Annotated in this window: 18 protein-coding genes; 11 read left to right on the top strand and 7 right to left on the bottom strand. The window is 68.4% G+C overall.

Annotation, left to right across the window (positions count from 1 at the left end):
- Positions 1–116: 116 nt before the first annotated feature.
- A complete protein-coding gene (locus tag FPJ27_RS18375) occupies positions 117–932 on the bottom strand; it encodes an IclR family transcriptional regulator (RefSeq protein WP_204422058.1) in 816 nt (271 codons plus the stop codon).
- Between the two features lie 172 nt (positions 933–1,104).
- On the opposite strand from FPJ27_RS18375, the gene FPJ27_RS18370 reads away from it, so the two are divergent.
- The 4 genes from FPJ27_RS18370 (at position 1,105) to FPJ27_RS18355 (ending at position 5,902) form a co-directional block, all read left to right on the top strand.
- Positions 1,105–2,091, top strand: coding sequence for a hydroxymethylglutaryl-CoA lyase (locus tag FPJ27_RS18370; protein WP_204422057.1), 987 nt, complete (start codon positions 1,105–1,107; stop codon positions 2,089–2,091).
- Entirely contained in the window at positions 2,088–3,380 is a 1,293-nt protein-coding gene (locus FPJ27_RS18365) for a CaiB/BaiF CoA-transferase family protein (protein ID WP_204422056.1), read from the top strand. Before FPJ27_RS18370 ends, FPJ27_RS18365 begins: the two co-directional genes overlap by 4 nt.
- An 82-nt stretch (positions 3,381–3,462) precedes the next feature.
- Entirely contained in the window at positions 3,463–4,770 is a 1,308-nt protein-coding gene (locus FPJ27_RS18360) for an MFS transporter (protein WP_204422055.1), read from the top strand.
- A gap of 1 nt (position 4,771) precedes the next feature.
- Positions 4,772–5,902 (top strand): amidohydrolase family protein, encoded by a 1,131-nt coding sequence (locus FPJ27_RS18355; RefSeq protein ID WP_204422054.1) that lies wholly within the window; start codon positions 4,772–4,774, stop codon positions 5,900–5,902.
- A 27-nt stretch (positions 5,903–5,929) separates the two neighbouring features.
- Here the strand turns inward: FPJ27_RS18355 and FPJ27_RS18350 are convergent, their stop codons facing one another.
- The 3 genes from FPJ27_RS18350 to FPJ27_RS18340 form a co-directional block, all read right to left on the bottom strand.
- Positions 5,930–6,406 carry an SRPBCC family protein gene (locus FPJ27_RS18350; protein ID WP_034181826.1) on the bottom strand — a complete coding sequence of 159 codons (477 nt, stop codon included), beginning with the start codon at positions 6,404–6,406 and terminating at the stop codon, positions 5,930–5,932.
- A 135-nt stretch (positions 6,407–6,541) separates the two neighbouring features.
- A complete protein-coding gene (locus FPJ27_RS18345) occupies positions 6,542–7,027 on the bottom strand; it encodes an SRPBCC family protein (RefSeq protein WP_204422053.1) in 486 nt (161 codons plus the stop codon).
- Positions 6,999–7,364, bottom strand: a complete 366-nt coding sequence (locus tag FPJ27_RS18340) for a metalloregulator ArsR/SmtB family transcription factor (RefSeq protein WP_204423252.1) — start codon at positions 7,362–7,364, stop codon at positions 6,999–7,001. Before FPJ27_RS18340 ends, FPJ27_RS18345 begins: the two co-directional genes overlap by 29 nt.
- 191 nt (positions 7,365–7,555) lie before the next feature.
- On the opposite strand from FPJ27_RS18340, the gene FPJ27_RS18335 reads away from it, so the two are divergent.
- Positions 7,556–8,086, top strand: coding sequence for a GNAT family N-acetyltransferase (locus tag FPJ27_RS18335; RefSeq protein ID WP_204422052.1), 531 nt, complete (start codon positions 7,556–7,558; stop codon positions 8,084–8,086).
- 34 nt (positions 8,087–8,120) lie between these two features.
- Positions 8,121–8,900: a YhfC family glutamic-type intramembrane protease gene (locus tag FPJ27_RS18330; protein WP_204422051.1), complete on the top strand. Its 780-nt coding sequence runs from the start codon at positions 8,121–8,123 to the stop codon at positions 8,898–8,900.
- 15 nt (positions 8,901–8,915) lie between these two features.
- Here the strand turns inward: FPJ27_RS18330 and FPJ27_RS18325 are convergent, their stop codons facing one another.
- Complete coding sequence (locus FPJ27_RS18325; RefSeq protein WP_143155749.1) at positions 8,916–9,155, bottom strand: hypothetical protein; 240 nt, start codon at positions 9,153–9,155, stop codon at positions 8,916–8,918.
- 26 nt (positions 9,156–9,181) lie between these two features.
- On the opposite strand from FPJ27_RS18325, the gene FPJ27_RS18320 reads away from it, so the two are divergent.
- Positions 9,182–9,760 (top strand): hypothetical protein, encoded by a 579-nt coding sequence (locus tag FPJ27_RS18320; RefSeq protein WP_204422050.1) that lies wholly within the window; start codon positions 9,182–9,184, stop codon positions 9,758–9,760.
- A gap of 51 nt (positions 9,761–9,811) precedes the next feature.
- Here FPJ27_RS18320 and FPJ27_RS18315 read toward each other — a convergent pair whose 3' ends face one another.
- The gene (locus tag FPJ27_RS18315) at positions 9,812–10,396 is read right to left on the bottom strand and encodes a TetR/AcrR family transcriptional regulator (protein WP_072440163.1); all 585 of its coding nucleotides are present in this window, start codon (positions 10,394–10,396) and stop codon (positions 9,812–9,814) included.
- Between the two features lie 345 nt (positions 10,397–10,741).
- On the opposite strand from FPJ27_RS18315, the gene FPJ27_RS18310 reads away from it, so the two are divergent.
- The gene (locus FPJ27_RS18310) at positions 10,742–11,446 is read left to right on the top strand and encodes an SDR family oxidoreductase (protein ID WP_072440165.1); all 705 of its coding nucleotides are present in this window, start codon (positions 10,742–10,744) and stop codon (positions 11,444–11,446) included.
- 54 nt (positions 11,447–11,500) lie between these two features.
- Here the strand turns inward: FPJ27_RS18310 and fabV are convergent, their stop codons facing one another.
- Positions 11,501–12,703: an enoyl-ACP reductase FabV gene (gene fabV / locus FPJ27_RS18305; RefSeq protein ID WP_072440167.1), complete on the bottom strand. Its 1,203-nt coding sequence runs from the start codon at positions 12,701–12,703 to the stop codon at positions 11,501–11,503.
- Between the two features lie 160 nt (positions 12,704–12,863).
- Between fabV and FPJ27_RS18300 the strand changes: the two genes are divergently transcribed.
- The 3 genes from FPJ27_RS18300 to FPJ27_RS18290 all read left to right on the top strand — a co-directional run bounded on the left by FPJ27_RS18300 (position 12,864) and on the right by FPJ27_RS18290 (position 15,272).
- A complete protein-coding gene (locus tag FPJ27_RS18300; RefSeq protein WP_047902276.1) occupies positions 12,864–13,397 on the top strand; it encodes a MarR family transcriptional regulator in 534 nt (177 codons plus the stop codon).
- A gap of 88 nt (positions 13,398–13,485) precedes the next feature.
- Complete coding sequence (locus FPJ27_RS18295; RefSeq protein ID WP_072440169.1) at positions 13,486–14,805, top strand: SDR family oxidoreductase; 1,320 nt, start codon at positions 13,486–13,488, stop codon at positions 14,803–14,805.
- Positions 14,802–15,272, top strand: a complete 471-nt coding sequence (locus tag FPJ27_RS18290; protein ID WP_072440171.1) for a DUF2269 domain-containing protein — start codon at positions 14,802–14,804, stop codon at positions 15,270–15,272. The genes FPJ27_RS18295 and FPJ27_RS18290 overlap by 4 nt, the downstream gene beginning before the upstream one ends.
- The last annotated feature ends 18 nt before the right edge of the window (positions 15,273–15,290 follow it).

The following is a 15,290-nucleotide window of genomic DNA, read 5'->3' as shown; positions in this document are numbered from 1 at the left end:
GTTGCACGCATGGTGCGCATACGGGTGGCGTGCGATGCGTGCATCGGCGGCCAGTGTCGCATGCGGTCGCCTTTTGCGCTGCCCTGCGCTGCGCGGCCGGACGCGCGCGCGGCCGGCTACGACCCCGCGGCGTCGTCTGCTGCCGGCGCGAGCCGAGCGAGGCTGTCGCGCACGGCGGCTGCGTCGTAGCGTGCGCCTGCGCCGCCGAGGGCAACGGTCGCCTTCTGCGCGAGCGGCAGCAGCATCGCGAGCGCCGCCGCCATCGTCGGCGCGGCGGCGAGCCGCGATTTCGGGCCCGACACCGTCAGCGCGCCGACGCATGCGCCGGCAGCATCGAACACCGGCACGGACGCCGACGCCGTCTCGGGGTCGCGCTCGCCGTACGATGCGGCCCACAGTCGTTCGCGCACGTCGTTCCAGCGTGCGTCCTGCGTGTCGGTGAACGCCATCAGCACCTTCCCGGACGCGCCCTGGCGAACCGGAAACTCCTCGCCGACGCGAATCGACACGCGCACCGCGCGTGCGGGCTCGACGCGGTAGAGCACCGAGCGCATGTCGCCCTGGCGCACGTAGAACGACGCGGTTTCCCCGAGTTCGCTGCTCAGCGTCTCGAGCAGCGGCTCGACCACCGGGCCGACCCGGAACGAGCGCTGGTACAGCGCGGCGAGCCGCAGCGGCTCGTGCCCGACCGCGTACTGGCCGTCGTCGAGCTTGCGCATGAAGCCGCCATGTTCGAGCGCGGCGAGCAGACGCAGGATCGTGCTCTTGTACAGCCCGGTGCGGCGCGACAGCTCGGCGAGCGACAGCCGGTCGTCGGTCGGTCCGAATGCACGGAGGATCGCGAACGCGCGATCGAGCACGGCGACGCCGCTGGAGGCATCGGACGCTGAATCGGGCCCGTCGCCGGCGTGATCTGCTTGAGTGGTAGGCACTGCCTGCTTCCTTCGGATGATGGTCGACCGACTATATCGTTCTGTCTGGCAGAACTCAAGTTCCAGAAAATCGCAATTTCACGGGTATACCCCGCTTACAGCTCATTCGACGCGCGTCTAGAGTTCCGTCTAACAGAATGATGTTCTTTTAGATAGAACGATGAGGTATCGAATGAGCGTTTCCGAATATCCGAAGGTGTTGGTCAGCGAGGTCGGGCCGCGTGATGGCCTGCAGAGCATCGGGATCGTGATGCCGACCGCCGGCAAGCTGCGCTGGATCACCGCGCTGGCCGCGGCCGGCCTGCGCGAGATCGAGGTGGGGTCGTTCGTGCCGGCCAGGCTGTTGCCGCAGATGGCCGACGTGCGCGAAGTCGTCGCGCACGCGCTGGCGATTCCCGGGCTGCATGTCGCCGCGCTCGCGCCGAACCTGCGCGGCGCCGAGGGCGCATTCGACGCAGGCGTGCACAAGCTGACGCTGCCGGTATCGGTGACGGAAGCGCATTCGCTGGCGAACATCCGCAAGACGCCCGCGCAGATGATCGACGAGGTGCGCGCGATCGTCGCGCTGCGCGATGCGCGGTTTCCGTCGGTTCAGATCGAGGCGGGCGTGTCGGTCGCGTTCGGCTGCACGATCGCGGGCGCCGTCAGCGACGACGAGACGATCGCGATGGCCGTTGCGATGGCCGAGTGCGGCGTCGACGAAATCGGGCTGTCCGATACGAGCGGTTATGCGAACCCGGCGCAGGTACGCCGGCTGTTTGCGCGCCTGCGGCGCGAAGTCGGCGACAAGGCGGGCGGCGCGCATTTCCACAACACGCGCGGGCAGGGGCTTGCGAACGTCGTCGCGGCGCTCGACGCGGGCGTGACGACGATCGACGCGAGCCAGGGCGGCCTCGGCGGCTGCCCGTATGCGCCGGGCGCGACCGGCAACATCGTCACCGAGGATCTCGTGTTCCTGCTCGAATCGATGGGAGTCGACACGGGCGTCGACGTCGACGCGCTGCTCGCCGCGCGCGCGATCCTGCACGACGCGCTGCCGTCCGAGGCGCTGTACGGCCACGTGCCGGACGCCGGGTTGCCGAAGGGCTTCCGCTATGCGGACGGCCGCTCTCCGACAGCCGCTCAACCGGAAGGATGCCTGACGGGAGTCGCGCAATGAACGGCCGGCTACCTGCTGCGGCACTGCCGTACCAAGGCGTGCGCGTGATCGAGATGACGCACATGGTGATGGGCCCGACGTGCGGGATGCTGCTTGCGGATCTCGGCGCGGAAGTCATCAAGATCGAACCGATCGCGGGCGACAGCACGCGTGCGCTGCGCGGCTCCGGCGCGGGCTTCTTCGGGATGTTCAATCGCAACAAGAAGAGCCTCGCGGTCGACGTGAAGGATCCACGCGGGCTGGAGATCGTGCGGCGGCTCGTCGCGACCGCGGACGTCTTCAGCGAGAACTTCAAGAGCGGCACGATGGACCGGCTCGGCCTCGGTTATCCGGCGCTGTCCTCGCTGAATCCGCGCCTCGTGTACGTGTCGCACAAGGGCTTTCTGCCGGGGCCGTACGAGCATCGCACGGCGCTCGACGAGGTCGTGCAGATGATGGGCGGCCTGGCCTACATGACGGGCCCCGAGGGCCGGCCGCTGCGCGCGGGCTCGAGTGTGAACGACATCATGGGCGGCATGTTCGGCGCGATCGGCGCGATGGCCGCGCTCGCGCAGCGCGAGCGCACCGGCCGCGGCCAGCAGGTGCAGAGCTCGCTGTTCGAGAACAACGTGTTCCTCGTCGCGCAGCACATGATGCAGTTCGCGGTGACGGGGCAGGCCGCGTCGCCGATGCCGAGCCGGATTTCCGCGTGGGCCGTCTACGACGTGTTCTCCGTGAAGGACGGCGAGCAGATCTTTCTCGCGGTCGTGTCGGATACGCAGTGGGCGCTGTTCTGCGATGCGTTCGGCTTTGCGGCGCTGAAGGACGATCCGCGCCTCGCGACCAACAACCTGCGCGTGCAGGCGCGCGAGTGGCTGCTGCCCGCGTTGCGCTCGCGGCTCGCGCCGCATTCGGCCGCCGAGATCGGCGCGATTTTCGAATCGATCGGTCTGCCCTATGCGCCGATCACGAAGCCGCAGGACCTGTTCGACGATCCGCATCTGCTGGTGACCGGCGGCCTCGAAGCGGTGACGCTCCCGGCCGACGCGAGTTGCGCAGGCCGGCCGGTCGACACGCGCACCGCGCTGCTGCCGCTGACGCTCGCGGGCGAGCGGCTGCGGCTGCGCTCGGCGCCGCCTGCGCTTGGCCAGGACACGTGCGCGCTGCTCGGCGAGCTCGGCTACACGCCGGACGACGCGCGTGCACTGATCGAAGCGGGCGTCGTCGCAGGGCAGTACGGCGCGGACGGTGCAGCGCACGGCGACGGGCCGGGCGGCGCGCCTTCGCCGAACGAAGTGGCGAGCGCGTAGCGCGGCCGCGATCCATCGAACGAACAAAGGCACCCGGCCGCGCGACGCGCGGGCGCGGATCGCTGCATCCACGGAGACAACCATGACATCCGCTTCCCCGGCGCTGGCCGCCGATCGCGAGACCGACGCATCGGTCGAGCAACGGGCCGTGCGCAAGGCCGCATGGCGCTTCATTCCGCTGCTGGCGCTCGCGTATTTCTTCAACTATCTGGACCGCACGAGCGTCGGATTCGCGGCGCTGACGATGAACCGCGATCTCGGGCTGACCGCGACGCAGTTCGGCTGGGGCGCGGGGATCATGTTCGCGGGCTACTGCGTGTTCGAGGTGCCGAGCAATCTCGCGCTGTACCGTTTCGGCGCGCGCCGCTGGCTCGCCCGCATCATGATCACGTGGGGGCTGATGGCGGTCGCGACCGCGCTCGCGACCGGGCCGACGAGCTTCTACGCGATCCGGCTGCTGCTGGGCATCGGCGAGGCCGGGTTCTTTCCAGGCGTGATTTTCTTCCTCGCCGTGTGGTTCCCGGCGAGCTACCGCACGCGCGTGCTCGCATGGTTCACCGTGTCGACGCCGCTGTCGTCGCTGATCGGCGGCCCGCTGTCGACTTGGCTGCTGCAGCTCGACGGCGCGCTCGGGCTCGCGGGCTGGAAGTGGATGTTCATCGTCGAAGGGCTGCCCGCGTGCGCACTCGGTTTTGTCGTGCTGAAGCTGCTGGCCGATTCGCCGGCGGATGCCGCGTGGCTGTCGGACGACGAGCGTACCGCGCTGCAGCGCGCGTTCGAGCGCGAAGGCGCGGCCGCCGGACGGAAGAAGCAATTCGGCGTCGCGCTGCGCGACGTGCGCGTGTACGTGCTCGCGCTGATCTCGTTCGGCTTCACGATGGGTTCGTACGGGATCGGCATCTGGCTGCCGCAGATGCTGAAGGCGCACGGCATGTCGACGATGCAGACGGGCTGGCTCTCCGCGGTGCCGTACTTCTTCGCGACGGTCGCGCTGCTGTGGTGGGCGAAGCGGGTGGATCGTCGCGGCGGCCCTGTCGCGAACCTCGCGATCGGGCTGTTCATCGGCGCGGTGGCGCTCGGCGTATCGACGCATTTCCTGACGCTCGGCCCCGCGCTCGTCGGCATCACGCTCGCGCTGATCGGCACGATTGCCGGCCGCACGATCTTCTACACGCTGCCTTCGCGCTTCCTGTCCGGCCAGGCCGCCGCCGGCGGGCTGGCGCTGATCAACTCGATCGGTGCGCTCGGCGGCTTCGCGGGCCCTTATCTCGTCGGCTACCTGAAGGACAGCTTCGGTACCTTCACGGCCGGCATGCTGGGCCTTGCCATTGTCCTCGCGATCACGACGCTGCTCACGCTGTCGCTGTATGCGTTCGACCGGGGCGAATGACATGAGCACGACGATTTCGATCAAGCGACGGCGGCTGCTCGGCGCGGCCGCCGCGTCGCTCGCGCTGCCCGCGTTCACCGAGACGCGCGCGGCGACCCTGGATGGAGTTTCTCGCATGACCACGCAAAGCAACTATCTCGCGGTCCGCCCAGACTGGCTCGCGTCGGCGCTCGAACCCGTGCTCGAGCCCGACCTGCCGATCATCGACGCGCATCATCATTTCTATGAACGGCCGGGCTGGATCTACATGCTCGACGATTATCTGCAGGACGCGCGCTCGGGCCACAACATCCAGGCGTCCGTCTACATGCAGGCGCAGACACGCTATCGCGATTCCGGCGCGGCCGAACTGAAGCCGGCAGGCGAGACAGCCTATGTCGCCGGCGTGACCGAGTCACTCCAGCACGGCCGTCCTGCCGTCGCGAAAGGCATCGTCGGTCACGCGGACCTGCGGCTCGGCGAACGCGTGCGCGACGTGCTGGAAGCGCATCTCGAAGCGGGGCGCGGGCGGTTTCGCGGGGTTCGGCACCTGACCACGTGGGATGCCGATCCGACGCTCGCCAATCCGCTGTCGGCGGTGCCGCGCGGGCTGCTGCTCGATTCCGCGTACCGGGCCGGCGTCGCGCAGCTAGCGCCGCTTGGGCTGTCGTATGACGCGTGGCTGTTCTTTCCGCAACTGCCCGAGCTGTTCGATCTTGCGAAGGCGAACCCCGATACGCGGATCGTCGTCAATCACTGCGGCGGCGTCGTGCGGATCGCGAGCTACGCGGACAAGCGGCCGGAGGTGTTCGAGCGCTGGCGGGCGTCGATGCGCACGCTCGCGCAACTGCCGAACGTGTACGTGAAGGTCGGCGGGCTCGGGATGCGCATCAACGGTTTCGATTTCGAGAAGGGCGCGCGGCCGCCGTCTTCCGAGCAGCTCGCCGACGCGTGGAAGCCGTGGATGCTGACCTGTATCGAAGCGTTCGGCGCCGAGCGCTGCATGTTCGAGAGCAATTTCCCGGTCGACAAGGGCTCGTATTCGTACGTGAACGGCTGGAATGCGTTCAAGCGGCTGACCGCGCATGCGAGCCCGGACGAGCGCGACGCGCTGTTCCGCGGCACGGTCACGCGCGCTTACCGGCTCGGCTGACGCGTGTCGCGGCGCGCCCGCGCGTGCTCACCCTGCCTCGACCAGCGCCGCGAGCTTCGCCAGCGCCATGCGCCAGCCGGTCTCGTTGTCGGCGACCGGCACGCCGGGCGGGATCCCGTCGTGCACGGCATCCACGCGCGTGCCGTCCGCTTCGTCGGACAGCGTGATCGTGATCGTCATTGCGCCGCGCAGCATCGGGTCGTCGGTCTCGAACACGTCGATCTCGACGATTTGCTGGTCCGGCACGAGCGTGACGAAGCGGCCGTGGTAGGTATCGGTGCGCGCGGTGGTCTTGCCGGTGTCGGCCGACGGCGCGTCGTAGCTCAGCGACACGCGCAGCGCGCCGCCTTCGCGCGCGTCGTACGCATGCACGCGGCACGTCATGCCGTCGGGCACCTTCCATTGCTCGACCGCGTGCGGATCGAGCAGCGCGCGGTAGACGCGTCCGCGCGGTGCGTTCAGGTGCCGGCTGACCCGGGTCGAATGCGTGTGCGTATGCAACATGTCGCCTCCCGCGGAGCGCGCGCGACGGTGCACGCCGGATGCCGGCGTGTCGTCGTGCTTCCTTCAGGAATCGTAGGCGCGGGCGGGGCGGCATGCAATGACCGCGCGCTCGCCCGCGTTCAGCCGTTCAGCCGTTCAGCGCAGCGTGGCCGCGAATGCGTCGAGCTGCGTAATGCAGGTGTTCCAGCCCTCGAAGAAGCCGAGCGCTTCGTGGCGCTCGCGCGTCGCGGCATCCGGATGCATCACGCGCGCCTCGTAGCGGCTGCCCGCGGCGTCGTCGGCCATCGTAATGATTGCCGTGAAGCCCAGCCACGGCACCTGCGGCCGCCAGCCGCCCGCGAGCATCGACGTGAACGCGATGCGCGCTTCGGGCACGATTTCGAGGAAGCAGCCGGGATTGTCGCTCGTGCCGCCATCGGGGCCGCGCATGAACGTGTGGAAGGCGCCGCCCGGCCGCAGGTCGAACGCGCGCACCTCGGTGGTCCACGGTTTCGGGCACCACCATTCCTTCAACAGCTCGGGGTCGGTCCACGCACGCCACAGCGCCTGGCGTGGCGCGCGCAGCGTGCGCGTGATGACGAGATCGTGGGCTTCAACGGGTTCGACGTGGCTTGCTGACATCTTGCTCCTCCTGGTGACGGCGTTCGACGAATTCGACGAGACGATCGGATCGCGCCTCCCACAGCGCACGCTGCGCGGCGAGCCATTCCTCGGCCTCGGTCAGCCGGCTGCCGACCAGCGCGCAGGTGCGCGAGCGGCCGTTTTTGCGGGTCTGGACGAGGCCGCTGCGCTCGAGCACGGCGACATGCTTCATGAACGACGGCAGCGCCATGTCGAACGGCGCGGCCAGCGCGGAGACGGTTCGCTCGCCCTGGCCGAGCGCGCTGACGATCGCGCAGCGCGTCGGGTCGGCAAGGGCGTGGAAGACGTCGCTGATGCCGGGTTGAAAGTTAGCCATACGGCTAAGTATAGGCGATGCAGCGGACATTTTCGTCGCGTAGGATGATGGGGCGGCAACACGCGCCGACCTGTGCCGCGTTGCCGGACGCCTGCCGCCGTTGCGCAAGCCTCGACGCCCGGCAGGCGTTCTTTCCAACCCGGGCGCATGACGAACGAACGCGTGCGGCCCGGCTGACCACCGGAGATGGCATGACCGAACCTGTTACCGTCCGCCGCGTCGGCGCGCGCGACGCGAGGGCCTGTGTCGACGCGCTGGCCGACGTGCTGATCGATTGCGTCGAGGGCGGCGCGTCCGTCAGCTTCATGTTGCCGATCGAGCGGCCGACCGCCGTCGCGTTCTGGACGCGCGTGGCCGACGGCGTGGAGAACGGCGAGCGCATCCTGCTCGTCGCCGAGGATGCGGCCGGCCGGATCGTGGGCACCGTGCAGGTCGTGACCGCGCAGCCAGAGAACCAGCCGCATCGCGCGGACATCGCGAAGATGCTCGTGTCGCGGCACGCGCGCCGGCAGGGCGTCGCCGCGCGGCTGATGGCGGCGGCCAACGCGGCCGCGCGCGACGCCGGCAAGACCGTGCTCGTGCTCGACACCGTGACGGGCGGCGACGCCGAGCGGCTGTACGAGCGGGCAGGCTGGCAGCGCGTCGGCGTCGTGCCGAACTATGCGCTGATGCCCGACGGCGCGCTCTGCGCGACGACGTTTTTCCACAAGCAGCTCGCGTAGCGGTGCGCGTTGGCGCCGCTCATCGGCATCCGCCATGCATCCCGTCGCACCGGCTCTCCTGTTCGTCGCGCTCTCGGCCGGTGTCGTCGCGTTGCTTGCACCCGTGTTGCTCGCGGTCGCGTGGCGACGCCGCACGCAGGTACCGTTGCGCGTGTTTTGCTACGGCATGCTGACCTTCTTCGTGTTCCAGCCGGTGCTGCGCATGTCGTGGCAGATTCCGCTGTACCGCTGGCTCGCTCACGACCCGCGCTGGCATGTGCCGATGCTGGTGTTCGCGGCGTTGACGGCCGGGCTCTTCGAGGAATGCGGGCGCTGGGTCGCGTTCCGGTATCTGCTGCCGAAGCGGCGCGACGCACAGGCGGCCGTGATGCTCGGGCTCGGGCACGGCGGGCTGGAGGCGATGCTGCTGGTCGGCGTCGGGTTTCTCGCGCTCGGCACGGGTTACCTGCTCGCGCACGCGGGCGTCGTCGTGCCTGAGGGCGTGCAGTCGCTGATCGGGGCGCAGTTCGCGGGCATGACGCTCGTGTCGCCGTTTCTCGCGCTGCTCGAACGCACGAGTGCGCTGGCCGCGCATGTCGGGCTGTCGCTGATCGTGCTGCAGGCATTCGTGCGCGGCACCAAGCGCTGGCTGGCGTATGCGATCGCGATCCATTTCATGTTCGACCTCGTCGCCGTGCTGCTGACGCGGTACTGGCATGTCGATACCGTGTTGGTCGAGGCGATCCTGTTCGCGTGCGGTGCCGCGCTCCTGTGGCTGGGCATTCGCTGGAGCCGATGGGGGGCGGGCGCCGGCGACATCGGGCGCGCCGCTTGACGCGCGTCGCCCGTTTCAGCCGTGCGCGGCGAGGTTCGGTCGCCGGATCGCCGGCCGTTCTCCGGTTCGCCACCGGCTGGCGAGGCTCAAGGCCATGCCGGCCGTGACGATTGCGATGCCGATGCCGGCGAGCGCCGGGGCGTGTCCCCGGTCTCGCCGAGAGTCGAGAGCCGGGCGGCGCCTGAAGCCGTTCAGAAAGAAAAACAGGGCCGGCAACCGTGCCGGTCCGATATATTCGCGCAGGAAGAACTCCAACAAAACGCCACGGAACCGCCGCCTCGATGAAACGCTCCCATGTCGCTTTCGCCCTCACGGGCCTGCTCGTCGCACTGCCGATTGCCGCGTACGCGCTCGTCAAGCCGCTACGCATCGTCGCGCCCGCGCTGATCCCCGGCGTGTCCTGCCCGAGCGCAGGCATCTGCACGGACGATGCCGCGAAGCTCGGCGACGCGCAGCAGCTCTATCGCGACGGCTATGCGCGCGCGGCGGCGGCCGTCGGCGCGTTCCGCGCCGCGCCGCGCGTCGTGTTCTGTTCGACGCGCGCATGCGCTGACGCATTCGGCCTCGGCACGCGCGCGGCGCTGACGTTCGGGAATTTCGGCGTGGTCGTCGCGCCGCGCGGCTGGCAGACCTACTTTCTCGCGCACGAACTGATCCATCACCGCCAGGCGGAAGTGCTCGGCAACCTGGCCGTCGTAACCAAGCCGCGCTGGCTGATCGAAGGGATGGCGTATTCGCTCAGCGAAGATCCGCGCCATCCGTTGACGGAGCCGTTCGAATCGTGGCGCGCGCGTTTCGATGCGTGGCATGCGGCGCTGGGCGGGCAGCCGCTGTGGGATGCCGCGCGGGCGGTCGAATAGCGCACGAACGCAGGGACGCAGGAAGCGCAGGAAGCGCACCGCCGCGCTTCGTTACGCAGGCGCAAACGAACCGCCGCGTCCGTCGACGAGCGTATCCCGTCCCGCGTCGAGGATCTCGTCGGCCAGCGCGGGATCGGTGCCAGCGATCGCGCGCGACAGCACCAGCGCGCCGACCATCTGGCTGAAGACCGCGAGCGCGTCGCGGCGCGTCTGTTCCGGCGTCGCGCCTTCGGTCGCCACCATTCGTTCCAGCCGGTCGAGATACGCGGCGAGGCCGTGCGCGTAGCACGCGCGCGCCGCCTCGGTCAGTCGCGGTGCGTCGCCCGCGAAACCGGACAGCGGGCACCCGGCCTCGACATTGTCGCGATGCGCCGCCGACAGATACGACGCCACCTGTGCGGCGAGACTGCCGGCGTTCGGCGAATCCGCGCGGTCCTGCATCGCCTTTTCCATCACCTCGGCGACCAGCGCATCTTTCGACTTGAAGTGGTTGTAGAACCCGCCCTGCGTGAAACCGGCTTCCTTCATCAGCTCCGTCAGCCCCACGGCGTCGACGCCGCGCGCGCGGAACAGCCGCTCGGCGGCCGCGACGATCGCGCTCCGGTTCTCGGCAGCCTGCTGTCTTGACACGCCCATCGATCCCTCCCCGATTCTGCTGATCGCGTCGATTGAAAAACACAATGGCGATCACAATTGACATGCCCGGGTGGCGCGAACACAATGCACCGCAAAGACAATGGTGATCGACATTGATATCGAGTGTAGCCGACTTGGCGGGCGGTGCGAAGCCACGGCTGGAACACGGATGGAAATTGGTCGAGGTCTTTGGCGCCGCAGGGTGACGGGCAGCGGACGGCTCGCCGTCTGCCTCCGGCGGCGCAGCGATTCGGTACGCAATGGCAGCCTCGTTTTCCACCGGATCTCACGCGCGCGACGAGCTGGCGCGCATGCGATTCATCATGCGAAAGGAAAGGAACGATCATGAAGATCGAAGGTGCAGTCGTTTTCGTGACGGGCGCAAACCGCGGGCTCGGGCTCGAGTTTGCGAAGCAGGCGCTCGCAAGAGGGGCGCGCAAGGTCTATGCGGCGGCGCGCGATCCGGCCACCGTGACGCTGCCGGGCGTCGTGCCCGTGAAGCTCGACGTGACCGATCCGGCGGCCGTCGCCGCGGCTGCCGACGCGGCGCGCGACGTCACGCTGCTGATCAACAACGCAGGCATTGCGCGGCTCGGCAGCCTGACGGACGACGGCGCGCCCGACGCGCTGCGCGATCACTTCGAAACCAATGTGTTCGGGATGCTGGCGATGTCGCGGGCATTTGCGGGAACCCTCGCCGGGCATGGCGGCGGCGCGATCCTGAACATCCTGTCGGTCGCGAGCTGGGTGAACCGGCCGATCCTGTCGGGCTACGGCGTGTCGAAATCGGCCGCATGGGCGCTGACCAACGGGCTGCGCCATTCGCTGCGCGAGCAGCGCACGCAGGTCGTCGGGCTGCATGCCGGTTTCATCGACACCGACCTGACACGCGGCCTCGACGTGCCGAAGGCCACGCCGGACGACGTCGTGCGCCAGGCCTACGATGCGATCGAAGCGGGTGCGGAGGAAGTGTCGACCGACGAGTTCACGCGGCAGGTGAAAGCCACGCTGTCGTCGGGCGTCTATCTGGAGGAACCGGCGCCGCGTTGACGCCGCCGGGAGGCACCGCCCGCCACCCGCGTTCGCGCGCGGCGGGCTCGGCCCTCAGGCCGTGGTGTCGATGATGCCCGGGATCTTCACGTCCGGGTTCACGTCCGCGTCGTAGTCGACGCCGGCGATCTCGAAGCCGAACAGCCGCAGGAAGTCGGTCTTGTAGCCGGCGAAGTCGGTCAGCTCGTACAGGTTCTCGTTCGTCACCTGGTCCCACAGCGCGACGACCTTCGCCTGCACCTGCGGATCGAGTTCCTTGTAGTCCGCGCGCAGCCGGCCTTCCTCGTCGATGTGCGGCGTCGTGCCGTACAGGCTGTCCTTGAGGAGCCCGTACACCTGCTCGATGCAGCCTTCGTGCGTGCCGGTTTCCTTCATCACCTTGAACAGCAGCGACAGGTACAGCGGCATCATCGGGATCGCCGAGCTGGCCTGCGTGACGACGGCTTTCAGCACCGACACGCGTGCATCGCCGCCGTGCGCGGCCAGCTTTTCGCGGATCGACAGCACCTTCTTGTCGAGATCCTTCTTCGCTTCGCCGATCGAGCCGTTCCAGTAGATGTCGTGCGTGATCTGCTCGCCGAGATAGGTGAACGCGGTCGTCTTCGCGCCGTCGGCCAGCACGCCGGCTTCATCCAGCGCGTCGATCCACATCTGCCAGTCCTCGCCGCCCATCACGGCGACGGTGCCGTCGATCTCTTCCTGCGTCGCCGGTTCGAGCGCGACGTCGCGGATCACTTCCTTGTCGGTGTCGAGGCCGCGGAACGTGACCGGCTTGCCGATCGGCTTGAGCGTCGAGCTGATCGTTTCGCCCGTCTTCGGGTGCGTGCGGCGCGGTGCCGCGAGGCTGTAGACGACGAGATCGACCTTGCCGAGATCCTGCTTGATGGTGTCGATCGTGACCTGCTTGACCTTGTCGGAGAATGCGTCGCCGTTGATGCTGCGCGCATAGAGCCCCTTTTCGGCGGCGAATTTCTCGAACGCGGCGCTGTTGTACCAGCCGGCTGTGCCGGGCTTCGATTCGCTGCCGGCGCGCTCGAAGAACACGCCGAGCGTGTCCGCGCCCGAGCCGAATGCGGCCGAGATCCGGGCGGCGAGGCCGTAGCCGGTCGACGCGCCGATCACGAGCACCTTCTTCGGGCCGTTGGCGATCGGGCCGTGCGAAGTCACGTAGTCGATCTGTTCCTTGACGTTGGCTTCGCAGCCGACGGGATGAGTCGTCACGCAGATGAAGCCACGCACGCGCGGTTTGATGATCATGGAAACCTCTTGTGAGAAAGGCGGAAACGGCCTGAAATCGGAAAAATCCCGCGCATTGTAAAGGAAGCGGCCGATCGCGGGCGCACGCGGCCGGAAGGTGCCGGATCGTCCGGTCATTTCTCTCTTGACAGAAATAACTGAAATGAATAAATTTCCCGACATGGAACTCACACCGATTGCCGAACGATTCATTCTCCACTGGGGCGAAATGGGCTCGCGGTGGGGCGTCAACCGAACCGTCTCGCAGATCCACGCGCTGCTCTACCTGGCCGGCCGGCCGGTCGCGGCCGACGAGATCGCCGAGACGCTCAACGTCGCGCGCTCCAACGTCAGCACGAGCCTGAAGGAACTGCAGGCGTGGCGGCTCGCGAAGGTCGTGCATGTGCTGGGCGATCGCCGCGACCATTTCGAGACGTCGACCGACATCTGGGAACTGTTCAAGCTGATCGTCGAAGGGCGGCGGCAGCGCGAGATCGAGCCGACGCTCACGGTGCTGCGCGATTGCCTGACGAGCCCGGAGATCGCCAACGAGAGCCGCGAGACCGAACAGCGCATCCGCGACACGCTGCAGTTCGTCGAGACGCTGACGACCTGGTCGGACGAGATGCTGCGGCTCAAGCCCGATACGCTGATGAAGGCGCTCGGCATCGGCGCGAAGATCAGCCAGACGGTCAGGCGCAAGTCGTCGAAGTAAGCGGTAGCGGAAGTGCGGGCAGGCAGCCCGCTTTTTTCGGGGTTGTTATTTCTGTCTGTACAGAAATAACTGTAAAAAGAGGGTGGAAATGAACGCAGTCTTGCCGTCTACCTGCCAGAGCGGCCGCACCGGGGAACGCAGCGTGACCGTCCTCGTTTGCGGTGCGAACGGCTTCATCGGGCGGGCACTGTGCGCGCAGCTCGAAGCCGGCGGCCATCGCGTGCTGCGCGGCGTGCGTGATGCGGCCGGCCCGCGCGACGTCGCGATCGACTTCGCGAAGGACGTCGATCCCGACGCGTGGCTGGCGCGGCTGGAGGGCGTCGACGTGGTGATCAATGCGGTCGGCATCCTCGCCGACCGGCGCGGCGCGACGCTCGACGCCGTGCATCGCGCCGCGCCATGCGCGCTTTTCACCGCGTGCTGCCGTGCGCGCGTGCGGCGCGTGATCCAGATCTCGGCGCTCGGTGTCGAGCGCGGCGATACGCGGTACTTCGCGAGCAAGCACGCAGCCGATTGCTTCCTGCAGACGCTGCCGATCGACTCCCGGATCGTGCGTCCCGCGCTGGTCTATGGCGCGGCCGGCACGTCGGCGCGGTTTTTCCGGATGCTCGCGAGCCTGCCCGTGCATGTATTGCCGGCGGGCGGCCATCAGCGGCTGCGCCCCGTGCATGTAGACGATCTCGCCGAACTCGTCGCGCGGCTGGTCGCGCAGTCGTTCGATTCGCCGGCGGCCGGCAACCAAGTGATCGACGTGGTCGGCAACGACGAAGTCGAATACCGCGAGATGCTCGCCCGCTACCGCGCCGCGCTGGGGTTTCCGCCGGCCGCCGGCGTGACGTTGCCGGGCCCGCTGGTCGGCGCGGCGGCTGTGCTGCTCGGTGCGCTGCCGGGCGCGATGTTGACGCGCGATACATGGACGATGCTGCGCGGCGGGAACACCGGCGATCCGGCGGCCGCCGCGGCCGTGCTCGGCCGGCCGCCGCGCGGCATCGGCGGTTTCGTCGGCGCGGACGCGGCCGCGCTGCGTCGCGACGCGCTCGCGATGTGGCGGCGCCCGTTGCTGCTGGGCGCGCTCGCGATCGTGTGGATCTGGACGGCGATCGCAAGTGCGTTCGTCCATCCGCTGCACGCGAGCCTCGCGCTGCTCGCGCATGCGCACCTGACGGGGCTGCCAGCGCTGGTCGCGCTCTATGCGGCAAGCGCGCTGGATTTCGCGTTCGGCATCGCGACCGTCGCCGCGCCGTCGCGCCGCCTGTGGGCCGCGCAAGCCGCGCTGATCGTCGCGTATTCGGCCGTCATCGCGGTCACGATGCCGGGCCTGCTGGCCGAACCGTTCGGCCCCGTGCTCAAGAACGTACCGATTCTCGCGATCCTGTTGATCCTGTTTTCAGAAGAAGAACACGCATGAATACCTATCTCGTCGTCAAGGCGCTGCATATCCTGTCCTCGGTGCTGCTGGTCGGCACGGGGTTCGGCACCGCGTTTTATCTGTTCTTCGCGAACCGCACGCGCTCGGTGCCCGCGATCGCGGCCGTGTCGCGGCTCGTGGTGCGCGCGGACTGGTGGTTCACGACGCCAGCCGTGATCTTCCAGCCGGCGTCCGGGCTGTGGCTCGCGCATACGGCCGGCTGGCCGTGGCATACGCCATGGCTCGTCGCGTCGATCGTGCTGTACGCGATCGCCGGCGCGTGCTGGCTGCCGGTCGTGTGGCTGCAGGTCGAACTCGCCGCGATGGCGAAGCTCGCTTACGTGAACGGCGACGCCGCATTGCCGGAACGCTACTGGCGCTATGCGAAGCGCTGGGAGCTGCTCGGCTATCCGGCATTCTGCGCGATGCTGTCCGTCTACTTCCTGATGGTGCTCAAGCCGGCGTAAGCGCGTCGTGTCTGAAAA

Source organism: Burkholderia sp. MS455, from assembly GCF_016899445.1.
Classification (GTDB): domain Bacteria; phylum Pseudomonadota; class Gammaproteobacteria; order Burkholderiales; family Burkholderiaceae; genus Burkholderia; species Burkholderia pyrrocinia_C.
Note: the sequence above shows the minus strand (reverse complement) of the source record. Positions and strands in the feature narration are given on the sequence as shown.